Below are 18752 nucleotides of genomic sequence, written 5' to 3' on the forward strand. Positions count from 1 at the left end.
GTCTCAGCCTCCTTTCATCGGCGAGAGAATTTCGATCCGGTCCCGGTCGCTGAGCGCATGACCCGAACGGTCGGCCCGGTGCACCAGTTCGCCGTTGACGGCGGTGGCGAGCCAGTCGCCTTCGAAATCAAGGGCGGCCAGAAGCTCGGTGAGGGTGGTGACGGCGAGGTCGTGATCCTCGCCATTGACGGTCAGTCTCATGCGGCATCTCCCTTCAGGTCCTGCGCAAGCGCGAGGTCGGCTGCTTCCGCCGCCAGGGCCGGCGAAAGCAGGAAGCCATGGCGGTAAAGTCCGTTGATCGTGATGGTCTGCCCGGTGCGCAGGGCGCGCGGCAGGTTGTTGGCGAAGGCGGGGCGGACGCCGGCGCCGGTTTCGACGAGGCGCGCTTCGCCGAAGGCCGGATGCAGCGCATAGGCGGCGTTCAGCAGTTCCATGAGGGAGCGGGCGGTGATCGGTCCGCCGTCATCCGTCTCGATCATCGTAGCCCCGCACATGAAGAGGCCGCCGCCGCGCGGCACGATGTAGAGCGGGATGCGGGGATGAATGAGCCTGACCGGCCGCGACAGTTCCACGTCGCTTGTCTGCAGGTAGAGCATTTCACCGCGCACGCCCCGCAGGCCCCGCGTTTCGCCGATGCGTGCCGCGCCGGCGCAGTCGGCGACGAGATCGTGGTGGCCATCGTCGCTCGTCTCATCGAGGAAGGTGACGCCGTGATCGACAAGCTTCTGCCGCAACCGGCTCAGCGCCCGGCGCGGGTCGAGATGCGCCTCACCGGGAAAAAACAGCGCCTCGCGGAAACGTCCGGCAAGCGCCGGTTCCAGCCGTTCGATCGCGGCGGCGTCGAGCCATTCGAAGCCGGAGGTGCGTGAGGCAAAGCGCTTGAGTTCGCCCGCATCCCGTGGCGGGGCGACGACAAGCGTGCCGTTTCGGGAAACCTCGCCCGGCAGGGCGTCGTCCCACCAGTCGATGGCGCCGATGCCCTTCGTCAGCACCACCTCTTCGGCGCTCTCGCGTTCGCACCAGGGTGCCAGCATGCCGCCGGCAAACCAGGAGGCCGCGCCGGCAAAGCCTGGTTTTTGCTCGACAACCGTCACCGCGACACCGCGGGCGCTAAGTTCATGCGCCAGACAGAGCCCTGCGACGCCGGCACCTTTGACGAGGATCCGCATGGCTCAGTGTTCCCGAGAGGCGTGGGCGGGCCGTCGTGAGGGAAGCGGGATGGTGTTGGCGGTGTGCATGCCGAGGCTCCGATTGTGGAGACCCAGTTCGCGAGCGAAGGAAGGGGAAGGACGCCTTGCCGTTGAATGGTCGCGTGAACGCGACGTTTGCGGCAGCGATGTCTGCACCGTCCCTACGCCAGTATGAACTGGATCAGGTTCAACGGGTCACTGCGCCGCGCAAACCGCATAGCAGAATCTCAGCCCCTTGGCGGGACACCCCTGGTGAATGCTCCAAGCTGACCGTTCGGGGCGGTTTTTGTCAAGAGCCAGCATTCGTGTGCGATGTGATCTCATCTGCCGAGAAAATTATCTATAATTTTGCGACGAGAAAGCGGAAGCGTTGGCGGCGTGCTGAGGGGAGGAGTGTCAGGCGGGCAGAGCGGGTCGAAAAATACCGGAGAAGCCCGGGCTCGTCCTTGTTTCTCGGGTGCGGTACGCCCGATTTCGGAAATGGGAGATGCGACCGATTGATTGGTGATTGTTGTCCCGTGTCGGCGGTTTCCAGATTCGTTCACGGTCAAAAATACAACCATAAGGGTATGTACGAACAGAAACTCTCCATCTGGGTGCTTGCGAACTTTGTTGGTCGATAAAATTATAGATAATATTAGATTCTATCTATTTCGCGTTTGCGATGACCTGGAGGACGAGCCGAAATGCTGGACGGAACCCTATCAACTGGCGCTAATTTTACCCCGGGCGACGCGGGCGAATCCCGCTGGACCCAAGCGGAAGCTGAAAAAATCTATAATTTGCCGTTCAACGATTTGCTCTACCGCGCACACACGGTCCATCGTGCGCAGTTCGATCCCAACGCCATCCAGATGAGCCGGCTGCTCTCGATCAAGACCGGAGGCTGCGCCGAGGATTGCGGCTATTGCAGCCAGTCCGCCCACTATCCGACCGGGCTCAAGGCATCGAAGCTGATGGAGGTCGAGCGTGTGCTTGCCGAGGCGCGACAGGCGCGCGACGGCGGTGCGACGCGCTATTGCATGGGGGCCGCCTGGCGCAGCCCGAAGGACCGCGACATGGACGCGATCGTCGCCATGATCGGCGGTGTGCGGGCGCTTGGCATGGAAACCTGCATGACGCTCGGGATGCTGACGCCGGCCCAGTCCGTGCGGCTCGCCGAGGCCGGGCTCGACTACTACAACCACAATGTCGATACCTCCGAACGCTTCTACGGCGAGATCATCACCACCCGCAGCTTTGCCGACCGGCTGGAGACGCTCGCGAATGTCCGCGACGCCGGCATCAAGGTCTGCGCCGGTGGCATTCTCGGCATGGGCGAAACCGCCGACGACCGGATCTCCATGCTGGTGACGCTCGCCAATCTGCCGGTGCCGCCCGAAAGCGTGCCGATCAACATGCTGATCCCGATCCCGGGCTCGAAGCTGGCCGATGCAGTGCCCGTCGATCCGATCGATTTCGTCCGCACCATCGCGCTTGCCCGCATCCTGATGCCGCTATCGCATGTCCGGCTCTCGGCCGGCCGGACCGACATGAGCGACGAGACGCAGGCGCTCTGTTTCTTCGCCGGCGCCAATTCGATCTTTGTCGGCGGAACCCTGCTGACCGCCGACAATCCCGGCGAGGACCATGATGCGGCGCTCTTCCGACGCCTGGGGTTGAAGCCGATGGCTCCGGTGGCAAGGCAGGATGCGGCCGAATGACCCTGGGTCTGTTTGCGCGCTATGAGAAGACGCTGGAGGGCCTTGATCGCAAGGGCCGCCGGCGCGCACTTGCCACCGCTGGCGGCCTGGATTTTACCTCGAACGACTACCTGGCGCTCGCCGCTTCGACGCGGCTGAAGGCGGCGATAACGAGTGCCATCGCGCGCGGCGTGCCGGTCGGTTCCGGCGGCTCACGGCTGTTGCGCGGCAATCACGAAGAACACGAGGCGCTTGAGGCGGAAGCGGCCACCTTCTTCGGCGCGGAACGAATGCTCTTCTTCGGCAGCGGCTATGCCGCCAATGCTGCCCTGTTTTCGACGCTGCCGCAGCGCGACGACCTCATCGTCCACGATGCCCTGATCCATGCGAGCGCCCATGAAGGCATCGCTGCGAGCAAGGCCGATTCGGTTGCGGCAGCGCACAACGATATCGACGCCTTTGCCGATGCGATCGGCCAATGGCGCTGCGCCGGCGGCACAGGGCGCCCGTGGATTGCCGTCGAAAGCCTCTATTCGATGGATGGCGATCGGGCGCCGCTCGCTGACCTCTTAGCGCTTGCCGCGCAGCATGACGGCTTTCTCGTCATCGACGAGGCGCACGCGACCGGCGTCTTCGGGCCGGAAGGTCGCGGTCTCGCCGCTGAGCTGGAGGACCGGGAGAACGTCGTCATGCTGCATACTTGCGGCAAGGCGCTCGGTGTTTCCGGCGCACTGGTCGGAGCAAGCGCCGTGCTTTGCGATTATATCGTCAACCGCGCCCGCAATTTCATCTATTCGACTGCGCCCTCGCCACTCATCGCGGCCGCGGTGCGTGAAGCACTCGCCGCCCTCGTCGACGAGCCGGAACGCCGCGCCGCATTCGACGGCCTCAGGTCTTTCGCCAACCGGGCGCTCGCCGAGGTGCTCGGCATCGAAGGCAGCGGCTCGCAGATCCTGCCCATCCCGATCGGTGATAACGGCCGAGCGGTCCGCATCGCCGCCCGTATGCGCGCCGAGGGTTACGATGTCAGGGCAATCCGCCCGCCGACGGTGCCGGAAGGCACCGCGCGTCTTCGGATCGCCATCACCCTCAACGTCGACCGGGCCGCAATCGTGCAGATGCTGCAGCAGTTGAAGATCGCGATCGCGAAGGAGCGGCCATGAAAACCCGTATTGTGGTCACCGGTACCGATACCGGCATCGGCAAGACCATCTTTTCCGCAGCCCTCACCGATGCGCTCGACGGTTGCTACTGGAAGCCTGTGCAGTCAGGGCTCGACGAAGAAACCGACAGCGAAACCGTCGCCCGGCTTGGCTGGTTGTCGTCTGACCGCGTCCTGCCCGAAGCCTACAGGCTCGCAACACCGGCATCGCCGCACCTGTCAGCACGGATCGACGGCGTCACCATCGACCCGGAGCATCTTTCCCCGCAGGCGGTGGAACGACCGCTGGTGATCGAAGGCGCAGGCGGGCTTCTGGTGCCGCTGACGGAGCACACGGTCTTTGCGGATGTCTTTGCGCGCTGGCTGATCCCGGTGGTTGTCTGCGCTCGCACCGGGCTCGGCACGATCAACCACACCCTCTTGTCGCTCGAAGCGCTGCGCCGCCGCGCCATTCCCGTTCTCGGCGTCGCCTTCATCGGCGACGCGCAGGAGGACAGCGAAGCGATCATCGCGCGCCTTGGCGGGGTGCGCCGGCTCGGGCGGCTGCCGCGGCTCGACCCGCTGACGCCCGACCGCCTACGCCACGCCTTCGCCGAGAATTTCAACATCGCCGATTTTCGAGGGATGCCGGCATGAAGAGCTCCGCCGTCTGGTATCCCTTCACCCAGCATGCCCTCGAACCGGCGATGCGCCGCATCGTCGGCACCGAAGGAGCGTATCTCGTCGACGAAGATGGCGCGTCGATCCTCGATGCGATTTCGTCCTGGTGGGTTATCACCTACGGCCACCGTCACCCCACGATCATGGAGGCGATCCGCAGGGCTACGGAGACCTACGACCAGATCATCTTCGCCGAATATACTCACGCACCGGCGGAAGACCTGGCGCGCGGGCTGATCGAGATCGCACCGCCCGGGCTCTCCCATGTGTTTTATTCCGATAGCGGTTCGACTGCGGTCGAGGTCGCGCTGAAGATGGCGCTCGGGTTCTTCCACAACAGCGGCCAGCCGCGGAGCCGGATCTGTGTGCTGGAGCATGGCTATCACGGCGACACGATCGGCACGATGTCGGCCGGCGAAAGAGGCGTCTTCAATGCCGCCTACGCGCCGCTGCTCTTCGCCGTCGATCGCCTGCCCTTTCCGGAGCCGGGCCGGGAGCAGGCAACGCTCGACGCCTTCGAACAGGCTTGCGCTTCCGGCGAGGTTGCCGCCCTGTTGATCGAGCCCCTGCTGCTTGGCGCCGGTGGCATGAAGACCTATCCGGCTTCCGTGCTGTCCGAGCTGAAACGCATTGCCGAACGGCATGGCAGCCTGCTGATCGCCGACGAGGTGATGACCGGTTGGGGGCGGACGGGCAGCCTGTTTGCCTGCGAGCAGGCCGGGATCGCGCCCGATATTCTCTGCACCTCGAAGGGGCTGACCGGCGGCGCGCTTCCTCTGGCCGCGACGCTTTGCACCTCGGAGATCTTCGAGGCGCATCTTTCGGTCGACCGACGCAAGACCTTCTTCCATTCGAGTTCCTACACGGCCAACCCGATCGCCTGTGCCGCGGCACTTGCCAATCTCGCCGTCTGGAGACAGGAGCCGGTGGGCGCGCGTATCGAAACCTTGGTCGCGCGCCAGCGTCGACATCTGGCGCGCTTCGCCGACGATCCTCGCTTCGTCGACGTTCGCCAAATCGGCACCATTACAGCCCTCGACCTCACGGTGCCGTCCGGCGGCTATCTCGCCGAGGTCGGCCCGCAGCTCAGGGCGTTTTTCCGCAAGCGTGGTTTGCTGATCCGTCCGCTCGGCAACGTCATCTACCTGATGCCGCCCTATTGCGTCACCGATGCCGATCTCGGGCGGGCCTATGACGCGATCGACGAGGCGGCGTCGCTCTTCGGGGCAGGGCAGCTATGAGGCTCGTTCGCTCATCCCGGATCGTCGGTTTCGGCCATGCGGTGCCGGAGCGGCGTGTCGCCAACGGCGAAATCGAGACGACGCTCGGGCTTGAGCCCGGCTGGATCGAGCGCCGCACCGGCATTCGCGAGCGGCGCTGGGCCGCGTCTGAAGACACGCTGTCGGGGCTTGCGGCAAAGGCGGGCGCAATGGCGCTCGAAGATGCCCGCACCCCGGCCGCCAATATCGCCCTGGTCCTGCTTGCGACCTCGACGCCCGATCACCTGCTGCCGCCTTCAGCACCCCTGCTCGCCCATCGTCTCGGCCTTTCCAACGCTGGTGCGATCGACCTTGCCGGCGCCTGCTCGGGTTTCCTCTACGCGCTGACGCTTGCCGATGGTTTCGCGCGGGCTCAGGGAAAGCCGGTGCTGGTGGTGGCGGCCAACATCTTGAGCCGCAGGATCAATCTGGCCGAGCGGGCGAGCGCCGTGCTCTTTGCCGATGCGGCCGGCGCCGTCGTCGTCGCGCCGTCCGATGACCCGCAAACCGGCCTCGTCGGCGTTGACCTCGCCGCCGACGGCAGTCGCTACGATCTGATCTCGATTGCCGCCGGCGGCAGCAACAGGCCGTTTTCCGCCGACACCAGGCCCGAGGATCTGCTGATGACAATGCGTGACGGGCGCGAGATGTTCGCGCAGGCGGTGGAGATGATGACGGCCTGTGCCGTGAACGCCATGGGCGCCGCCGGCTGCGTGGCCCCGGACATCAGCCGCTTCGTGCCGCATCAGGCCAATGCCCGCATTTTCGACGCCGTCTGCGATCGTCTCGGCATCGCGCCGTCGAAAACGGTGCGCACGATCTCGGACTACGGCAATTCGTCGGCCGCGACCATCCCGCTGTCGCTATCGCTGGCGCACCGAGAAAAACCCTTCGTCTCCGGCGAAAAGCTGTTGCTGACGGCGGCCGGCGCGGGGCTTGCGGGAGGGGCGGCAGTGCTCGCGATCTGATGACGCGTCGACGGCAGCCACGCCGCGTAACCTGGGGCGCGCGCCGTGATGTCAGGGTGTTGAGGGCGCGGCGCAAGAGCCGCGTTTCATCAGCATTGGCTGCAGCTTGTATTCCTCCTGCAGCGCATGGCTGCCGAGCACGCCTTCGAGTGCCAGCCGGGCGATCTCGTCGATCGGCTGGCGAATGGTGGTGAGCCGCGGCAGCACCAGCGAAGCCAGAGGAATGTCGTCGAAGCCGACGATCGAAAGGTCGTTCGGGACCCGAAGCCCCATGTCGTCGGCGGCGCGCAGCAAGCCGATTGCCTGCTGGTCGCTGGCGGTGGCGATCGCAGTCGGGCGACTTGCTACGGGTTGCGTCAGCAGCTGCTTACCAAGTTCTTCACCTGAGCGGTAGTCGAAGTGCCCCTCGACGATCTGCGGCGGAACGTAGTCGCCTGGGTGGCTTTTCTGGAATTCCTCGAGCCGTTGAACGAAACCGCCGCGGCGCTCGCCGGAGACTTCGGTCGTGCCCGGACCGCTGATATAGCCAAGCCGACGATGGCCGAGCGAAAGCAGGTGGTCCGCGGCGAGATAACCGCCCTGACGATTGTCGACGGAGACGAGCGCATGGCCGCTCAAGGGCCGGTCGACGGTCACCGTGCGCGTGCGCGACGCCAATCCATCGGCGAGGCTGTTGCTGACGGGAACGAGGATCAGCCCGGCCGGCAACCGTCCGAGCAGGGTTTCAATTTGCTGCTTCTCGGCGTCCGGGTCGTCATGGGTGTTGGCAAGCAGCACCGAGTAGCCTTCGGCGGAAGCCAACATCTCCACCTGTTTGGCAAGCTCGGCAAAGAAGGGGTTGGTGATGTCAGGCACGACGAGGCCGATAATGTCGGTCTTGGCGAGCCGGAGGCTGCGACCGAGAATGTTCGGTCGGTAGCCGATCGCGTCGATCGTTGCTTCGACCTTCGCCCTGATGTCCTCGCTCACCGTCTTGTTCTTGGCAAGCACACGCGAAACCGTGCCGACGGACACCCCGGCGCGCTGGGCAACATCCTTGATCGTCGGGTTCAAACGGTCGGCTCCCTGTCACGTTCGCTGCATCGATCAGGAGGGAAAAATCATGCAACGGATCAAAGTCTTACGCCAGCAACCGCGGATCCGCCCGACGGCAGCTGGCCTTCCTCTTAGATCAGAGAATGCCGCGAACCGGTAGCGGCTTCCAGCATAAATTTCTCAGTGATGAAACGTTTCATATTGACAGTGATACCGCCTTTCTATCTTCTAAAGGTCGAAGCGGGCCACGCATGTTCATGTGATGAAACGTTTCATTGATGGTTGGAGGACCATCTTTTCACCGGAGGAGAACCCATGAAATTTTCCCTGTATGCGTCTATCGTCGCACTTACCGTTGCCACCGCATTGCCGACACTTGCCATGGCTGCCGATAAACCCGTCGTCGGCCTCGTCATGAAGTCGCTTGCAAACGACTTCTTCAAGAACATGCTGGAAGGCGCCGAAGCACATGCGCAGAAGCGTGGCGACTACGAGCTTAAAGCCATCGGCATGCAGAACGAGACCGACTTCGAGAGCCAGCTGAATGGCGTCGAGAACTTCATTACCCAGGGCGTCGATGCGATCGTGATTGCGCCGGCCGACTCCCGCGCAATGGTCGCGCCGCTGAAGAAGGCGATGGATGCGGGTATTGTCGTCATCAATTTCGACGTTTCGCTCGACGAGCAGGCAAAGAAGGATGCCGGTGTCGATCTGGCCTTCGTCGGCCCTGACAATCGAGGCGGCGCCAAAATGGTCGGTGATGCGCTCGCCAAGGATCTCGGCGCCGGCGGTAAGGTCGTGATCCTCGAGGGCAATCCGGGCGCCGACAATGCAGCGCAGCGCAAGCTCGGTTTCGAGGATGCGATTGCGGCGGGCAAGCTCGATCTCCTCGATTCTCGGACGGCGCATTGGGAAACGGAAGAGGCCAATTCCGTCTTCTCGACCATGCTGACGGCGCATCCCGATATCCAGGGTGTGCTCGCCGCCAACGATTCCATGGTGATCGGTGTCGTCAAGGCGCTCGACGCGGCTGGCAGAAACGACATCAAGGTCGTCGGCTTCGACAATGTGCCGGCGGTCGCCCCCATGCTGAAGGACGGCAAGCTTTTGGCGACGGTCGACCAGTTCGGTTCGCAGATGGCGGCGAACGCAATCGACAAGGCGCTCGAAGTCGTGGCCGGCGGGCCCAAGCTCGAAGGTTGGGTGAAGACCGACATCGAGCTCGTGACCAAGGACAACGTGAAATAGCTCTGAGGCCGCGCGTGCGCACCGGGCGCTGCCCGGTGCGCGTCGGCAAGGACAGCATCCGCCGCAGGCCAATGGTTTGCTTGCGCAATTGCTGCGTTTCAAAAGGGCCAGGTCATGATGAACACGCAAACCGTGCAGGCGGAAGCGGCTGGCGTCTCGATGCCGCCGGTTCTGGAACTGCACGATGTTAAGAAAGCCTTCGGGGGTACCAAGGCACTGAACGGCGTCAGCCTCTCCATTCAGCCGGGCGAAGTGCACGGCCTCATCGGCGAGAACGGTGCCGGCAAATCGACTTTGATCAAGGTTCTCTGCGGTATCGTCCGTCCGGACGAGGGCGCAATCAATCTTGCAGGCCGGGCCTATGCGCCGGCCACGCCCCGGGAGGCCAAGGCCAACGGTCTCCAGGTGGTGCACCAGGAATTCAACCTTCTGCCCCATCTGTCGGTGGCGGAGAACATCTTCATCGAGCATCTGCCGCGCAATGCGTTCGGCGTCGTCAGACGGCAGGAGATGCATGCCGGCGCACGAGCCGCACTCGACGCCATCGGCCTCAGCGACATCGACGTGCGCTGGCCGGTCGCGCGCCTCGGCATCGCCCACCGACAGTTGGTCGAGGTGGCGCGCGCGCTGATGACGGAAAGCCGTATTCTCATCCTCGACGAGCCGACGGCGACGCTGACGTCGCGCGAAACCGAGCGGCTGTTCAAGATCGTCAGCGACCTTCGCCGTCGCGGCGTCTCGATCGTTTTCGTGTCGCATCATCTCGACGAGGTCTTCCGCATCTGCGATCGGGTGACGGTGCTGCGCAACGGCGAGACGGTGTTCTCGCGGCCGATCGTCGAGACCAATCAGGACGAACTTGTGCGCGCCATGGTGGGCCGCAAGCTGCAGCAGCAGATGGCGAGCGAAGTGGTCTCGTTTGCTCGGCCGGCACAGGCGTTGTCGCTTGCCCGGTTTCGCCCGCCGCAATCGCCGCATGCCGAGGGCATTTCACTGCACCTGCACAAGGGCGAAATCCTGGGGATCGCCGGGCTTGTCGGCTCCGGCCGCACCGAGCTTCTGCGGGCGATCGCGGCCGCTCAACGGCCGCTCTCCGGTGAGCTCTTCCTTGAGGGGAAGCGCGCCTCCTTCCGCTCGCCGCGCGAGGCGATCAATGCCGGTATCGGCTTCGTGACCGAGGACCGGAAAGAGGAAGGCCTGATCCTCAACATGCCGATTTCGGCCAATGTCACGCTCGCGTCCCTCTCGGACGTCTCGCGTGCCGGCATCCTTGACAGGAAGGCGGAAATCGAAGTGACGGAACGGCTCGGCGCCGAGCTCAAGCTGAAATATGGCGGACCCGGCAAGAATGCCGCGACGCTCTCGGGCGGCAACCAGCAGAAGGTGGTGCTCGCCAAATGGCTGGCGCGCAATCCGAAGGTACTGCTGCTCGACGAGCCGACACGCGGCGTCGACGTCGGCGCCAAGGCCGAGATTTATGCCCTGATCCGCCAGTTCGCTGAACGTGGCTTGGCGCTGTTGATCGTCTCGTCGGAGCTGCCGGAACTGATGACCCTGTCGGACCGCATCCTCGTGATGTCGCAGCACCGTGTCGTCGGCGAGCTGTCGCGGCCGGAATTCTCCGAAGAACGTATTCTGCAATTTGCCTACCAGGGCGAGCAGCAACAGGCGAGGCAGTAAGATGCAAGCACTCGAAAAGACACAAGCCGGCGAAACCGTCCATGCGCGCCAGCTGCCGGGCTGGTCGCCAAAGGTGCTCCTGCGCGATGCCGGCATCGGCCTGGCGCTCCTGCTTTTGATCCTCTTCTTCTCGGTCTCGACCGACCACTTCCTGACGGCCAACAACATCTCCAACATCCTGACGCAGATCACCATCAACCTGATCCTCGCCGTCGGCATGACCTTCGTCATCCTGATCGGCGGCATTGATCTTTCCGTCGGCTCGATGCTGGCCTTCTGCGCCGTCGTCGGCGGCACGGTGTTGACGATACCCGATCGCTCGGTGTTCCAGGCCGTGGCGCTGGCAACGCTCGCCGCTGTCGGCACCGGCGTCGTCTGTGGCTTCCTGAATGGCTGGATCAGCGCCTTCTGGGGGCTGCCCTCCTTCATCGTCACGCTTGGCATGCTGAACATCGCCCGCGGTGCCGCGCTGCAGGTGACGGACGCACGCACGATCTATTCGTTTCCGCCGAGCTTCAACGCCTTCGGCTCGCAGATGATCTTCGGCATCCCCGTCGTCTTCCTGATCGCGCTGCTGCTCGTCGCGATCGCCTGGTTCGTACTGTCAAAGACGGTGTTCGGCCGGCTGCTCTATGGCATCGGCAACAACGAGGAGGCCGTGCGTCTCGCCGGCCATTCGCTGATGTTCTACAAAGTGGCGGCCTTCACGATTGCCGGTGCGCTCGTCGGCATCGCCGCCATGGTCTACATGGCCCGCCTTAACATCGCGAGCCCGATCATCGGCATCGGCTTCGAGCTGAACGCGATCGCCGCCGTCATCATCGGTGGCACGAGCCTCAACGGCGGCCGCGGCACGGTGATCGGCACCCTGCTCGGTGCCTGCATCACTGGGGTGCTTGCCAACGGCCTCATCCTGTTCGGGCTCAGCGATTTCATGCGGCAGATGATCACCGGTGTCGTCATCATCCTCGCCGTCATCATAGATAAATATCGCGAACGGCTGACCGGTATCTAAGACCGGGAGCCACGTGCGGACGGATCGCCGCCCGCCGCAATCGACGAAACGCGGTGAAGGACAAGGTGGTCGGGTCGATAGACCCGCCCGCGGGGATCTCTGCGGCCTGGTTTTCACGCAGAAGCAAATGGGGAAGGTTAGGCTGATGCTCAAGAACATCGATCCGGCGCTAAACGCCGACGTGCTGCATGCACTACGCTCAATGGGACATGGAGACCGGATCGCGATCGTTGACGCGAATTTTCCCGCTGACACGATCGCCCGCCACACCCGGCTCGGCCTACCGCTGCACATTGCGAATGTCTCGGCCGCGCGTGCGGTGCGCGCCATTCTTTCCGTCATGCCGCTCGACACGCCGCTGCAGCCCTCGGCGGCGCGGCTGACGCCGGACGGAGAGGCGGGCGAACTGCCGGACGTCCAGCGCGAGGTGCAGGCCGAGCTCGTGCGTGCGGATGGTATTCTTTCGAAGATGTATGCGATCGAGCGTTTCGCCTTCCACGAGGAAGCGAAGCGCGCCTATTGTATCATCGTGACGGGCGAGGCGCGCCGCTTCGGCAGCTTCCTCTTCACCAAGGGCGTGGTGCCGCCGGCCAGCCACTGGCACGAGGCCGTCGCCGGGTGAGAGCCACCTTGGCCGCCATCAAAGGGTCGCAAGCTCCCGATTGGAAAGCACGCCATCATTGGCCCGCCTTATCTCGACCTTCCGTTCGAGCTCGGCGACGATGTCTTCGCTGAAATCGATCGAGGTCAGCTCGGCGATCTCGGGCAGGGCGCCGGGCGTGAAGACATTGACCTCCACCAGCTTGTCGCCGACGACGTCGAGGCCGACCAGGAACATGCCGTCGCGCACCAGTTTGGGGCGCATCTCTTCGGCGACGGCAAGCATCGCCGGGGTGACGACGGCCGCGGCGGGCCGGCCGTTGACATGCATGTTGGAGCGCAACTCGCCTTCCGCCGGAACGCGCCGCACGGCGGCATAGGTGTCGCCACGCTTGAGCGGTCGGCCGTTCATCAGGAACAGGCGGACATCGCCCTCCGTCGCCGCCGGCAGGTATTCCTGCGCGATCACATAGCCCATCTCGCTGACGGCCTCGAAGATTTGGTTGAGGTTCGTCTCATGGCTGGAGCCGACCTTGAAGACGTTCTTGCCGCCGGAGCCCTGCAGCGGCTTCAGGATGACGCCTTCGGGATGGGCGTCGAGGAAGGACCGGACCTCCTCCATGTGTTTCGTGATCAGCGTGGTTGGACGGACGACCTCGGGAAAACCCTGCAGATAGAGCTTGTTCTGTGCTGCCGCCAATCCGTCCGGGTCGTTGACGACGATCGCACCGCGCTCGGCGGCGAGCCGCCCGAAGATGATGCCGGCCTGGGTCGCCCAGGGACGCGTTGCGGCATCCTCCGAGGGGTCGTTGCGCAGAAAGAGGATCTGGATATCCGTAATGTCCAGGACCTCGCGCCGCGTCGCATCACCCCGCAGTGCCGCAATGAAGGTTTCAGCCTTGCGCGGCTTTGCGGTTCCGAGAGAAAGCGCATGGACGATCAGGCGGCCGTCGGGTGTTAGAACGAAATCGCCTGGCGTGAGGTAGACGATCTCATGGCCGCGGGCGAGGGCTGCGAGTGCCAGCGACGTCGTCGCATAGAACGTCTCTTCGCCCTCGATGGAGTTGACGAGAAAGGCAATGCGCATTCGGTTTCCTTACTCTGAGATCAAGTCGAGCGGGGACAGTCCCCTTTGGGCTCGCTGAAGTCGGTCGCGCGCTTTGACCTCATCGAGAAAGATAGGGCGGAGCGCTGCGGTACCAAGGAGGCCGCGCAGGCTGAGTTCCTGGATCGCGCCGAAATGGGAGGCGGCGATCTTGCCCATCCAGAACGGTTCGAGAGTGCCGCCGCCGGCGAGGTGATCGAGAAGCTGCAAGAGGCCGCGCAGGTAGATCGCGTCCTTGACCAGCCCGCCGCCGCGATAGATGCGCAGCGTGATGTTGAAGGCCTCGGTGGCCGCAAAGCCGTGACCGTCGACGAGCAGCCGGTAGGTCTGCGGAAAGGGTGCGCCGTCGAGCATGGCGGCGCAGCCGACGACCCGTGCCGCCAGCACGCGCAGCCGGTCTATCGTCATGCCGGCGCTCAGATATTCGGCAAAGACCGCGAGCCCCTCCTGCATGCCTTCGTAACCGGCCAGTCCGGAGCGAAGGATACGCAGCCCCTGGGCCGAACCGTTGAAATAGGTCAGCAGATGCACGCCAATCTCGTGGTTGAGCAGCGCCTCGACGCGATCGGCGTCGAGCGCGGAACTCCTGGCGATCAAAAGCTGGCCGCGCGAAACGAGCAAGCCAGCCGGCAGGTCGTCGCGAATGTCGACGGAGGCGGAAAAATCGGCCGACTGGCGCCGATAGGCCGATATCATCGCCTGGGCGCGCTCCCTTATGTACTCGCAATCGCGCCTGTCTGCGGCCGAAGACCGTGCATCGCGGTCGGGTGCAGTGCGCGCCAGGATTTCGGAGGCGGCGTCATGAAGCGTGGCTTCCACCGGGCCATAGAGGGCGCGACCGAACTCGACGAAGGTGCGCGTCTCCCGCGCCGAGATCATCGACAGCTGCAGATCTACCTCCTGCTGCTTTTCCCGGTAGAGGGCGTAGAGCAGCGGATCTTCGAGATGTTCGAAGTTGAGGGAAAAGAGCTTCCGCTTGGCCGTCTCGATCTGCAGCGTCAGCGGCCGGTAGTAGAGGCGCGGACTCTTGGAGAAGCCGCCCGAAGCGAACTCCGTCCAAGCGGCTTCGGCGTTGATTGGCGTCACCGCCAGAAGGAAGTCGAAGCTGGAGGCAATCTCGTCGATGCCGCGGTCGGCGCGCACGACGGCATCGACGAAGGCCTTTCGGCCGAAGGCGCGGTGCGTCGGCAACCGAAAACTGTCCGATTTTGCGCGGGCGAAAGCAGCAACGGCTCTCAGCCCCGCGTCGAAGATGCTCGCGACCAGCCGCTCGCGCAGTTGCGGATAGATGCGGCGCGTTCCCGGCTCGCAGTAGATCGGCGCGAAGCGCACCGTCAGGTGTGGGGCGTCGAGCGCAAGGGCCTTTCGGCCTGTCGCTGTCGCCGCTGGGCGCTCGACGAGCGTCACGTGCGGCGTGCGGAATTTTCCTTCGATCGTTGCCGCCGTCTCGATCAAGGCCTTGGCGGCGACCTGTTCGGCGGCACGCGCGCCGGCGACCACCTCGATCAAAAAGGGCGGCAGGAAGGGCGCGTCCTTGGCCGGCGGTTCATCGCTTTCGAGCTCGCCGAATTCGAGCACGATGAAAAGGCCGAGTCGCTGTTCGATTACGCGCCCGACACGTTCGATGATTGCGGCGGCGGTATCGATGTCGGGCGCCAGTAGATAGGCGGCGTTCGCCTGGGCGATGTCGCGCGCCACCGGCTGTTGGTGCTCGGCGGCGATGTGCACACAGAGGAAGGGAACGAGGCGGTCGATGTGCAGCCGTCCGCCCTCGCCGAAATCGCGCCGCACGGCGCGGCCATCCGTCAGCCGACCGATGGCTTCGTCGAGCCAGGCCGGGGCCGGACTTACGGGCGTCGCTTTCTCCTCCGTCATCGCTGCCTCGCCAACGTTTCTGTCAGGATCGGGACGAGGGAAGAGACCAGTGCCCGCAGAGAACGAAGCGCCCGGATATCCGGCTTGCCGGTCCATTCGTCCATGAAGGTCTTCTTGAACTCGATAGCGATCGCGCAGCCGGTCTCGGGAAAATGCTCGTGGATGAAGCGCGTCTGCTCTCCGCGTCCTTGGAAGGCGACGTTCTCGCGTACATCCACCGGCCGGCCGTCGATAGAGGCGGTGCCGAGCGCCGACATCAGCGTATCGATGACGCCGGCCCATCTGGGCCGATCCATCGAGGAGGTCCCGATGTTGATTTCCGGGGCTTCGTCGGGAGCCGCAGGCGCGGCGTCCGGTCCCTGTCGCCGGTGGTTGTAGCTGTGCATGTCGAGCACGATGAAGCGACCGTGGCGGCGCTCGATCGCCGTCAGCATCGAATGCAGCATGGCATAATACTCGTCATGGACGGCGAGGGACGCCTCGATCATCTCGACGGGCGGATGTTCCCGCCAGACGGAAAGGCCCCAGGCTTGCGCCGGCTGAAGATAGACCGCGCCCGTGCGGGCACGGTTGAGGTCGACCTCGAAGCGGGACCTGTGGACGACGATGCGGTTGGCAAGATCGCGGATGACGAACTCGGTGAACGGATCCTCCTCGCGCAGCCGTTCCTCGTCCGTCAGGGCGGTGAGCGCGCGGGCGTCGCTGCGCATCGCGTGCCCGTTGTGGATCGCCGTGCCGACGATCGGCCCATCGCCGCGGTGTGCGGTCCACCAGGTGGTTTCGCTGGCTGAGCGGAACTGTTCCGTCGGCTCGCTTTGCATCTTCGCTCCCGCACTCCCTCGCTCTGGTCGCTACGGGGGTGCAACTCCCCGGTGGCCCGAAGGGTTCCAGAACGGAAGAAATTTCCGGGGCGGTCGGGACGCAAGGCCACCCCGCTCCGACAGCCGCCCTCAACGTTTTTGCTGGCCGATCTCGCCGAGAATCCACTGGCGGAAGGCGCTGATTTTCGGGGCGTTTCGCCGGCTTTCCGGATAGACCATCCAAAAGGCCTGGCTCTCGTCGCAGAGCAGATCGAAGGGCTGGATCAGACGCCCGTCGGCGAGTTCCGCGGCAAAGAAGGCCGGCGTCAGGATCGCCACGCCCTGTCCGGCCGCGGCCGCATTTCCCTCATAGACTTGGGCGCCCATGCTGGAGCCGGGCCGGCTCGCAAGCCCTTCCACCGGCACGTTGGCGGCGGCAAACCACTGCGCCCACCAGGGATCACCGGGGTCGAGAAGCGGCAGGTGCAGGAGGTCGGCCGGTTCCTTCACTCCACCGATGCTGGCCGCAAGGCCTGGGCTCAACATCGGCGAAAAATCGGCGTTGATCAGACGGTGGGCGGCAAGTCCCGGCCACTCGCCGCGGCCTGAGCGAATGCCGATATCGACCTCCTCGCGACTGAAGTCGACGAGATGCGGCTCGGTTTGAAGTCGCACGGCAAGCGAGGGGTGAGTGATCTGAAACGAGCCGAGGCGCCGCGCCAGCCAGTTGGAGGCAAAGGTCGCGATCGTACTGATGACCAGTGTTCCCTGGGCGCCGCCGCGCGCGCTCACATAGGCTTCGCTGAGCTGCTCGAAGACCTGCGTCACCACGGGTGCAAGCCGCTGGCCGACCTCGGTGAGCGCGATCTGGCGTGGGCGGCGGAGGAACAGGGGTGCGCCGATCCGATCTTCCAGCACCTTGATCTGATAGCTCACCGCAGCTTGCGTCATGCCGAGTTCGCTTGCGGCATTGGTGAAACTTCCATGGCGCGCGACCGCCTCGAAGACCCGTATCGCCGTCAATGGGGGAAGCGGAAGTGTCTTATGCATCAAATGGCCTTATGCATGGTGACCGATATTCGATTGGAAGTTGATGCCGTCCACAACCATTTTCAAGGTCCGTCCATTAGACGGATTGATGAAGAGGATGACGGCTATGACGACCATTCAAGTACGTAGTTTTTCGTCGACAAACGATTTTTCCGTCGGTTCCTGGCTGGCGCTCCTGTTCGCGAGGAAGAGCCGGACGACCGATGTCGTCGACGTCAGGGATCTGTCGGATCACCTGAAGCGGGATATGGGCTTTCTCGACGGCAACCGCCCCGACGGGCACGACCTCCCGACCGCATGATTTCGTCCGACCGCTTGATTTCGACAGACCCGGGCGGACCTCCCACCGCCCGGGTCTTTTCTTGCCCGCGACGCAGCGTCGTCGCCCGGGCGGAGCAGTTTTCCACGTCCCGCCCGCTCTTTGGGTCAGAATTCCTTTAATCTACTGTTTAAGTGGATAATCTCGGTGGTGTCGGCCGGCGCGAGTTTGCGGCGGCCGCCTGAGATGAGGTCCATGATGAGCATGTTGCGGCAATACGAGCGTTTGAGTGCAATCCGCGAGGTCCTGCAGGGCCGGCTGGAACTGCACGAGGCACGCGATTGTTTTGGTTTCGACGATATCGAGGATGGCACGGTCCATGAGCTTAAGGATCGCATTGCCGAACTTTCCGATGAGATCTCGACCTTGAAAAGCCGCTGCGGACGCTATCAAAGCTTCGGCCGTCAGTGACCAAATCCGCCATCAATTACCTGAAGTGACGGCGGCACGCCGTCGATGAATGGAACATCCCCATGACGTTGCATGTAAATTCCCGCGTCGCAGATTATGCGATCAACCCGCTTTTTCTCGAGCGCTGGTCTCCGCGCGCCTATTCGGGTGCCGAGATTTCCGAGCCCGAGCTGTTCGAGATTCTTGAGGCTGCTCGCTGGGCGCCGTCCGCCTACAATGCCCAGCCTTGGCATTTCGTCTATGCGCGCCGCGGCAGTGAAGGTTGGGAGAGGCTGCTCGGCCTCCTGAACGAGTTCAACCGGAGTTGGGCGGCGGAGGCATCGGCGCTGATCTTCGTGTTGTCGAAGACTTCACTGTTGCCGCCCGGCGGTAGCGAAGAGGTGGCGTCCTACACCCATTCCTTCGATGCCGGTGCCGCCTGGGGTGCGCTTGCGCTGCAGGCAGCGCATTCCGGCTGGCAGGCGCATGGTATGGCCGGTCTCGACTATGAGCGCGCGCGAACGGAGCTCGGCGTGCCCGAGAACTATCGGATCGAAGCGGCCGTCGCGATCGGGCGTCTCGGCGACAAGGCGCTGCTTCCGCACGCGCTGCAGCAGCGCGAGCAGCCAAGCCCGCGCAAGGCGCTGTCGGAGATCGTATCCGAAGGCCGGTTCGTGGCCGGCTGACCCGTCAAACGAGGGGGCGGGCAAGGCT

The 18752-nt window shown here is 64.1% G+C and carries 19 protein-coding genes and 1 riboswitch; of the genes, 12 read left to right on the plus strand and 7 right to left on the minus strand.

The annotated features are described in order from the left end of the window. Positions 1 to 3: 3 nt before the first annotated feature. Both thiS and thiO read right to left on the minus strand, forming a co-directional pair. Complete coding sequence (gene thiS, locus IB279_RS15600) at positions 4 to 201, minus strand: sulfur carrier protein ThiS (protein WP_034798454.1); 198 nt, start codon at positions 199 to 201, stop codon at positions 4 to 6. After that, entirely contained in the window at positions 198 to 1169 is a 972-nt protein-coding gene (thiO, locus tag IB279_RS15605; RefSeq protein ID WP_060521900.1) for a glycine oxidase ThiO, read from the minus strand. The genes thiS and thiO overlap by 4 nt, the downstream gene beginning before the upstream one ends. Before the next feature lie 161 nt (positions 1170 to 1330). After that, a riboswitch (TPP riboswitch) is annotated at positions 1331 to 1451 on the minus strand. Between the two features lie 425 nt (positions 1452 to 1876). On the opposite strand from thiO, the gene bioB reads away from it, so the two are divergent. Genes bioB through IB279_RS15630 form a run of 5 tightly spaced genes read left to right on the plus strand, consistent with a single transcriptional unit; the run spans position 1877 to position 6921 of the window. Then, a complete protein-coding gene (gene bioB, locus IB279_RS15610) occupies positions 1877 to 2893 on the plus strand; it encodes a biotin synthase BioB (protein WP_192339329.1) in 1017 nt (338 codons plus the stop codon). Continuing rightward, complete coding sequence (locus IB279_RS15615; protein WP_113187146.1) at positions 2890 to 4035, plus strand: 8-amino-7-oxononanoate synthase; 1146 nt, start codon at positions 2890 to 2892, stop codon at positions 4033 to 4035. Before bioB ends, IB279_RS15615 begins: the two co-directional genes overlap by 4 nt. After that, positions 4032 to 4670 (plus strand): dethiobiotin synthase, encoded by a 639-nt coding sequence (bioD, locus tag IB279_RS15620; RefSeq protein WP_113135646.1) that lies wholly within the window; start codon positions 4032 to 4034, stop codon positions 4668 to 4670. Before IB279_RS15615 ends, bioD begins: the two co-directional genes overlap by 4 nt. Further along, positions 4667 to 5935 carry an adenosylmethionine--8-amino-7-oxononanoate transaminase gene (locus IB279_RS15625; RefSeq protein WP_113135647.1) on the plus strand — a complete coding sequence of 423 codons (1269 nt, stop codon included), beginning with the start codon at positions 4667 to 4669 and terminating at the stop codon, positions 5933 to 5935. Before bioD ends, IB279_RS15625 begins: the two co-directional genes overlap by 4 nt. Continuing rightward, on the plus strand, positions 5932 to 6921 hold the full coding sequence (locus IB279_RS15630) for a beta-ketoacyl-ACP synthase III (RefSeq protein ID WP_113135648.1): 990 nt from the start codon (positions 5932 to 5934) through the stop codon (positions 6919 to 6921). Before IB279_RS15625 ends, IB279_RS15630 begins: the two co-directional genes overlap by 4 nt. A gap of 51 nt (positions 6922 to 6972) precedes the next feature. On the opposite strand, the gene IB279_RS15635 is transcribed toward IB279_RS15630, so the two are convergent. Further along, positions 6973 to 7974 carry a LacI family DNA-binding transcriptional regulator gene (locus tag IB279_RS15635; RefSeq protein WP_089042872.1) on the minus strand — a complete coding sequence of 334 codons (1002 nt, stop codon included), beginning with the start codon at positions 7972 to 7974 and terminating at the stop codon, positions 6973 to 6975. A gap of 297 nt (positions 7975 to 8271) precedes the next feature. On the opposite strand from IB279_RS15635, the gene IB279_RS15640 reads away from it, so the two are divergent. The 4 genes from IB279_RS15640 to IB279_RS15655 all read left to right on the plus strand — a co-directional run bounded on the left by IB279_RS15640 (position 8272) and on the right by IB279_RS15655 (position 12521). After that, positions 8272 to 9204: a sugar ABC transporter substrate-binding protein gene (locus IB279_RS15640; protein ID WP_192339330.1), complete on the plus strand. Its 933-nt coding sequence runs from the start codon at positions 8272 to 8274 to the stop codon at positions 9202 to 9204. Positions 9205 to 9321: 117 nt separating this feature from the next. Continuing rightward, positions 9322 to 10884 carry a sugar ABC transporter ATP-binding protein gene (locus IB279_RS15645; protein WP_060529386.1) on the plus strand — a complete coding sequence of 521 codons (1563 nt, stop codon included), beginning with the start codon at positions 9322 to 9324 and terminating at the stop codon, positions 10882 to 10884. Position 10885: 1 nt separating this feature from the next. Next, positions 10886 to 11899 (plus strand): ABC transporter permease, encoded by a 1014-nt coding sequence (locus IB279_RS15650; protein ID WP_192339331.1) that lies wholly within the window; start codon positions 10886 to 10888, stop codon positions 11897 to 11899. A gap of 145 nt (positions 11900 to 12044) precedes the next feature. Then, the gene (locus IB279_RS15655) at positions 12045 to 12521 is read left to right on the plus strand and encodes an RbsD/FucU family protein (RefSeq protein ID WP_060644571.1); all 477 of its coding nucleotides are present in this window, start codon (positions 12045 to 12047) and stop codon (positions 12519 to 12521) included. Positions 12522 to 12539: 18 nt separating this feature from the next. On the opposite strand, the gene IB279_RS15660 is transcribed toward IB279_RS15655, so the two are convergent. The 4 genes from IB279_RS15660 to IB279_RS15675 all read right to left on the minus strand — a co-directional run bounded on the left by IB279_RS15660 (position 12540) and on the right by IB279_RS15675 (position 17329). Next, complete coding sequence (locus IB279_RS15660; protein WP_060529375.1) at positions 12540 to 13586, minus strand: glutathione synthetase; 1047 nt, start codon at positions 13584 to 13586, stop codon at positions 12540 to 12542. A gap of 9 nt (positions 13587 to 13595) precedes the next feature. Then, complete coding sequence (locus IB279_RS15665) at positions 13596 to 15479, minus strand: flavohemoglobin expression-modulating QEGLA motif protein (RefSeq protein ID WP_113504718.1); 1884 nt, start codon at positions 15477 to 15479, stop codon at positions 13596 to 13598. Beyond that, entirely contained in the window at positions 15476 to 16300 is an 825-nt protein-coding gene (locus IB279_RS15670; RefSeq protein ID WP_113135650.1) for an N-formylglutamate amidohydrolase, read from the minus strand. Before IB279_RS15670 ends, IB279_RS15665 begins: the two co-directional genes overlap by 4 nt. A gap of 129 nt (positions 16301 to 16429) precedes the next feature. Further along, positions 16430 to 17329, minus strand: a complete 900-nt coding sequence (locus IB279_RS15675) for a LysR substrate-binding domain-containing protein (protein ID WP_192339332.1) — start codon at positions 17327 to 17329, stop codon at positions 16430 to 16432. A 106-nt stretch (positions 17330 to 17435) separates the two neighbouring features. Here IB279_RS15675 and IB279_RS15680 point away from each other — a divergent pair, with 106 nt between their 5' ends. The 3 genes from IB279_RS15680 (at position 17436) to IB279_RS15690 (ending at position 18724) form a co-directional block, all read left to right on the plus strand. Then, the gene (locus tag IB279_RS15680; RefSeq protein WP_034798505.1) at positions 17436 to 17630 is read left to right on the plus strand and encodes a hypothetical protein; all 195 of its coding nucleotides are present in this window, start codon (positions 17436 to 17438) and stop codon (positions 17628 to 17630) included. Positions 17631 to 17795: 165 nt separating this feature from the next. Next, positions 17796 to 18059 carry a hypothetical protein gene (locus tag IB279_RS15685; RefSeq protein ID WP_309142281.1) on the plus strand — a complete coding sequence of 88 codons (264 nt, stop codon included), beginning with the start codon at positions 17796 to 17798 and terminating at the stop codon, positions 18057 to 18059. Between the two features lie 62 nt (positions 18060 to 18121). Next, positions 18122 to 18724, plus strand: a complete 603-nt coding sequence (locus IB279_RS15690) for a nitroreductase family protein (protein ID WP_060521914.1) — start codon at positions 18122 to 18124, stop codon at positions 18722 to 18724. The last annotated feature ends 28 nt before the right edge of the window (positions 18725 to 18752 follow it).

It is taken from the genome of Ensifer sp. ENS06 (assembly GCF_014852205.1).
Classification (GTDB): domain Bacteria; phylum Pseudomonadota; class Alphaproteobacteria; order Rhizobiales; family Rhizobiaceae; genus Ensifer; species Ensifer adhaerens.

What these genes read in the sequence shown, in the direction of transcription:
- thiS (WP_034798454.1), bottom strand. Translation starts at nt 201, where the DNA reads ATGAGACTGACCGTCAATGGCGAGGATCACGACCTCGCCGTCACCACC.
- thiO (WP_060521900.1), bottom strand. Translation starts at nt 1,169, where the DNA reads ATGCGGATCCTCGTCAAAGGTGCCGGCGTCGCAGGGCTCTGTCTGGCG.
- bioB (WP_192339329.1), top strand. Translation starts at nt 1,877, where the DNA reads ATGCTGGACGGAACCCTATCAACTGGCGCTAATTTTACCCCGGGCGAC.
- IB279_RS15615 (WP_113187146.1), top strand. Translation starts at nt 2,890, where the DNA reads ATGACCCTGGGTCTGTTTGCGCGCTATGAGAAGACGCTGGAGGGCCTT.
- bioD (WP_113135646.1), top strand. Translation starts at nt 4,032, where the DNA reads ATGAAAACCCGTATTGTGGTCACCGGTACCGATACCGGCATCGGCAAG.
- IB279_RS15625 (WP_113135647.1), top strand. Translation starts at nt 4,667, where the DNA reads ATGAAGAGCTCCGCCGTCTGGTATCCCTTCACCCAGCATGCCCTCGAA.
- IB279_RS15630 (WP_113135648.1), top strand. Translation starts at nt 5,932, where the DNA reads ATGAGGCTCGTTCGCTCATCCCGGATCGTCGGTTTCGGCCATGCGGTG.
- IB279_RS15640 (WP_192339330.1), top strand. Translation starts at nt 8,272, where the DNA reads ATGAAATTTTCCCTGTATGCGTCTATCGTCGCACTTACCGTTGCCACC.
- IB279_RS15645 (WP_060529386.1), top strand. Translation starts at nt 9,322, where the DNA reads ATGAACACGCAAACCGTGCAGGCGGAAGCGGCTGGCGTCTCGATGCCG.
- IB279_RS15650 (WP_192339331.1), top strand. Translation starts at nt 10,886, where the DNA reads ATGCAAGCACTCGAAAAGACACAAGCCGGCGAAACCGTCCATGCGCGC.
- IB279_RS15655 (WP_060644571.1), top strand. Translation starts at nt 12,045, where the DNA reads ATGCTCAAGAACATCGATCCGGCGCTAAACGCCGACGTGCTGCATGCA.
- IB279_RS15660 (WP_060529375.1), bottom strand. Translation starts at nt 13,586, where the DNA reads ATGCGCATTGCCTTTCTCGTCAACTCCATCGAGGGCGAAGAGACGTTC.
- IB279_RS15665 (WP_113504718.1), bottom strand. Translation starts at nt 15,479, where the DNA reads ATGACGGAGGAGAAAGCGACGCCCGTAAGTCCGGCCCCGGCCTGGCTC.
- IB279_RS15670 (WP_113135650.1), bottom strand. Translation starts at nt 16,300, where the DNA reads ATGCAAAGCGAGCCGACGGAACAGTTCCGCTCAGCCAGCGAAACCACC.
- IB279_RS15675 (WP_192339332.1), bottom strand. Translation starts at nt 17,329, where the DNA reads ATGCATAAGACACTTCCGCTTCCCCCATTGACGGCGATACGGGTCTTC.
- IB279_RS15680 (WP_034798505.1), top strand. Translation starts at nt 17,436, where the DNA reads ATGACGACCATTCAAGTACGTAGTTTTTCGTCGACAAACGATTTTTCC.
- IB279_RS15690 (WP_060521914.1), top strand. Translation starts at nt 18,122, where the DNA reads ATGACGTTGCATGTAAATTCCCGCGTCGCAGATTATGCGATCAACCCG.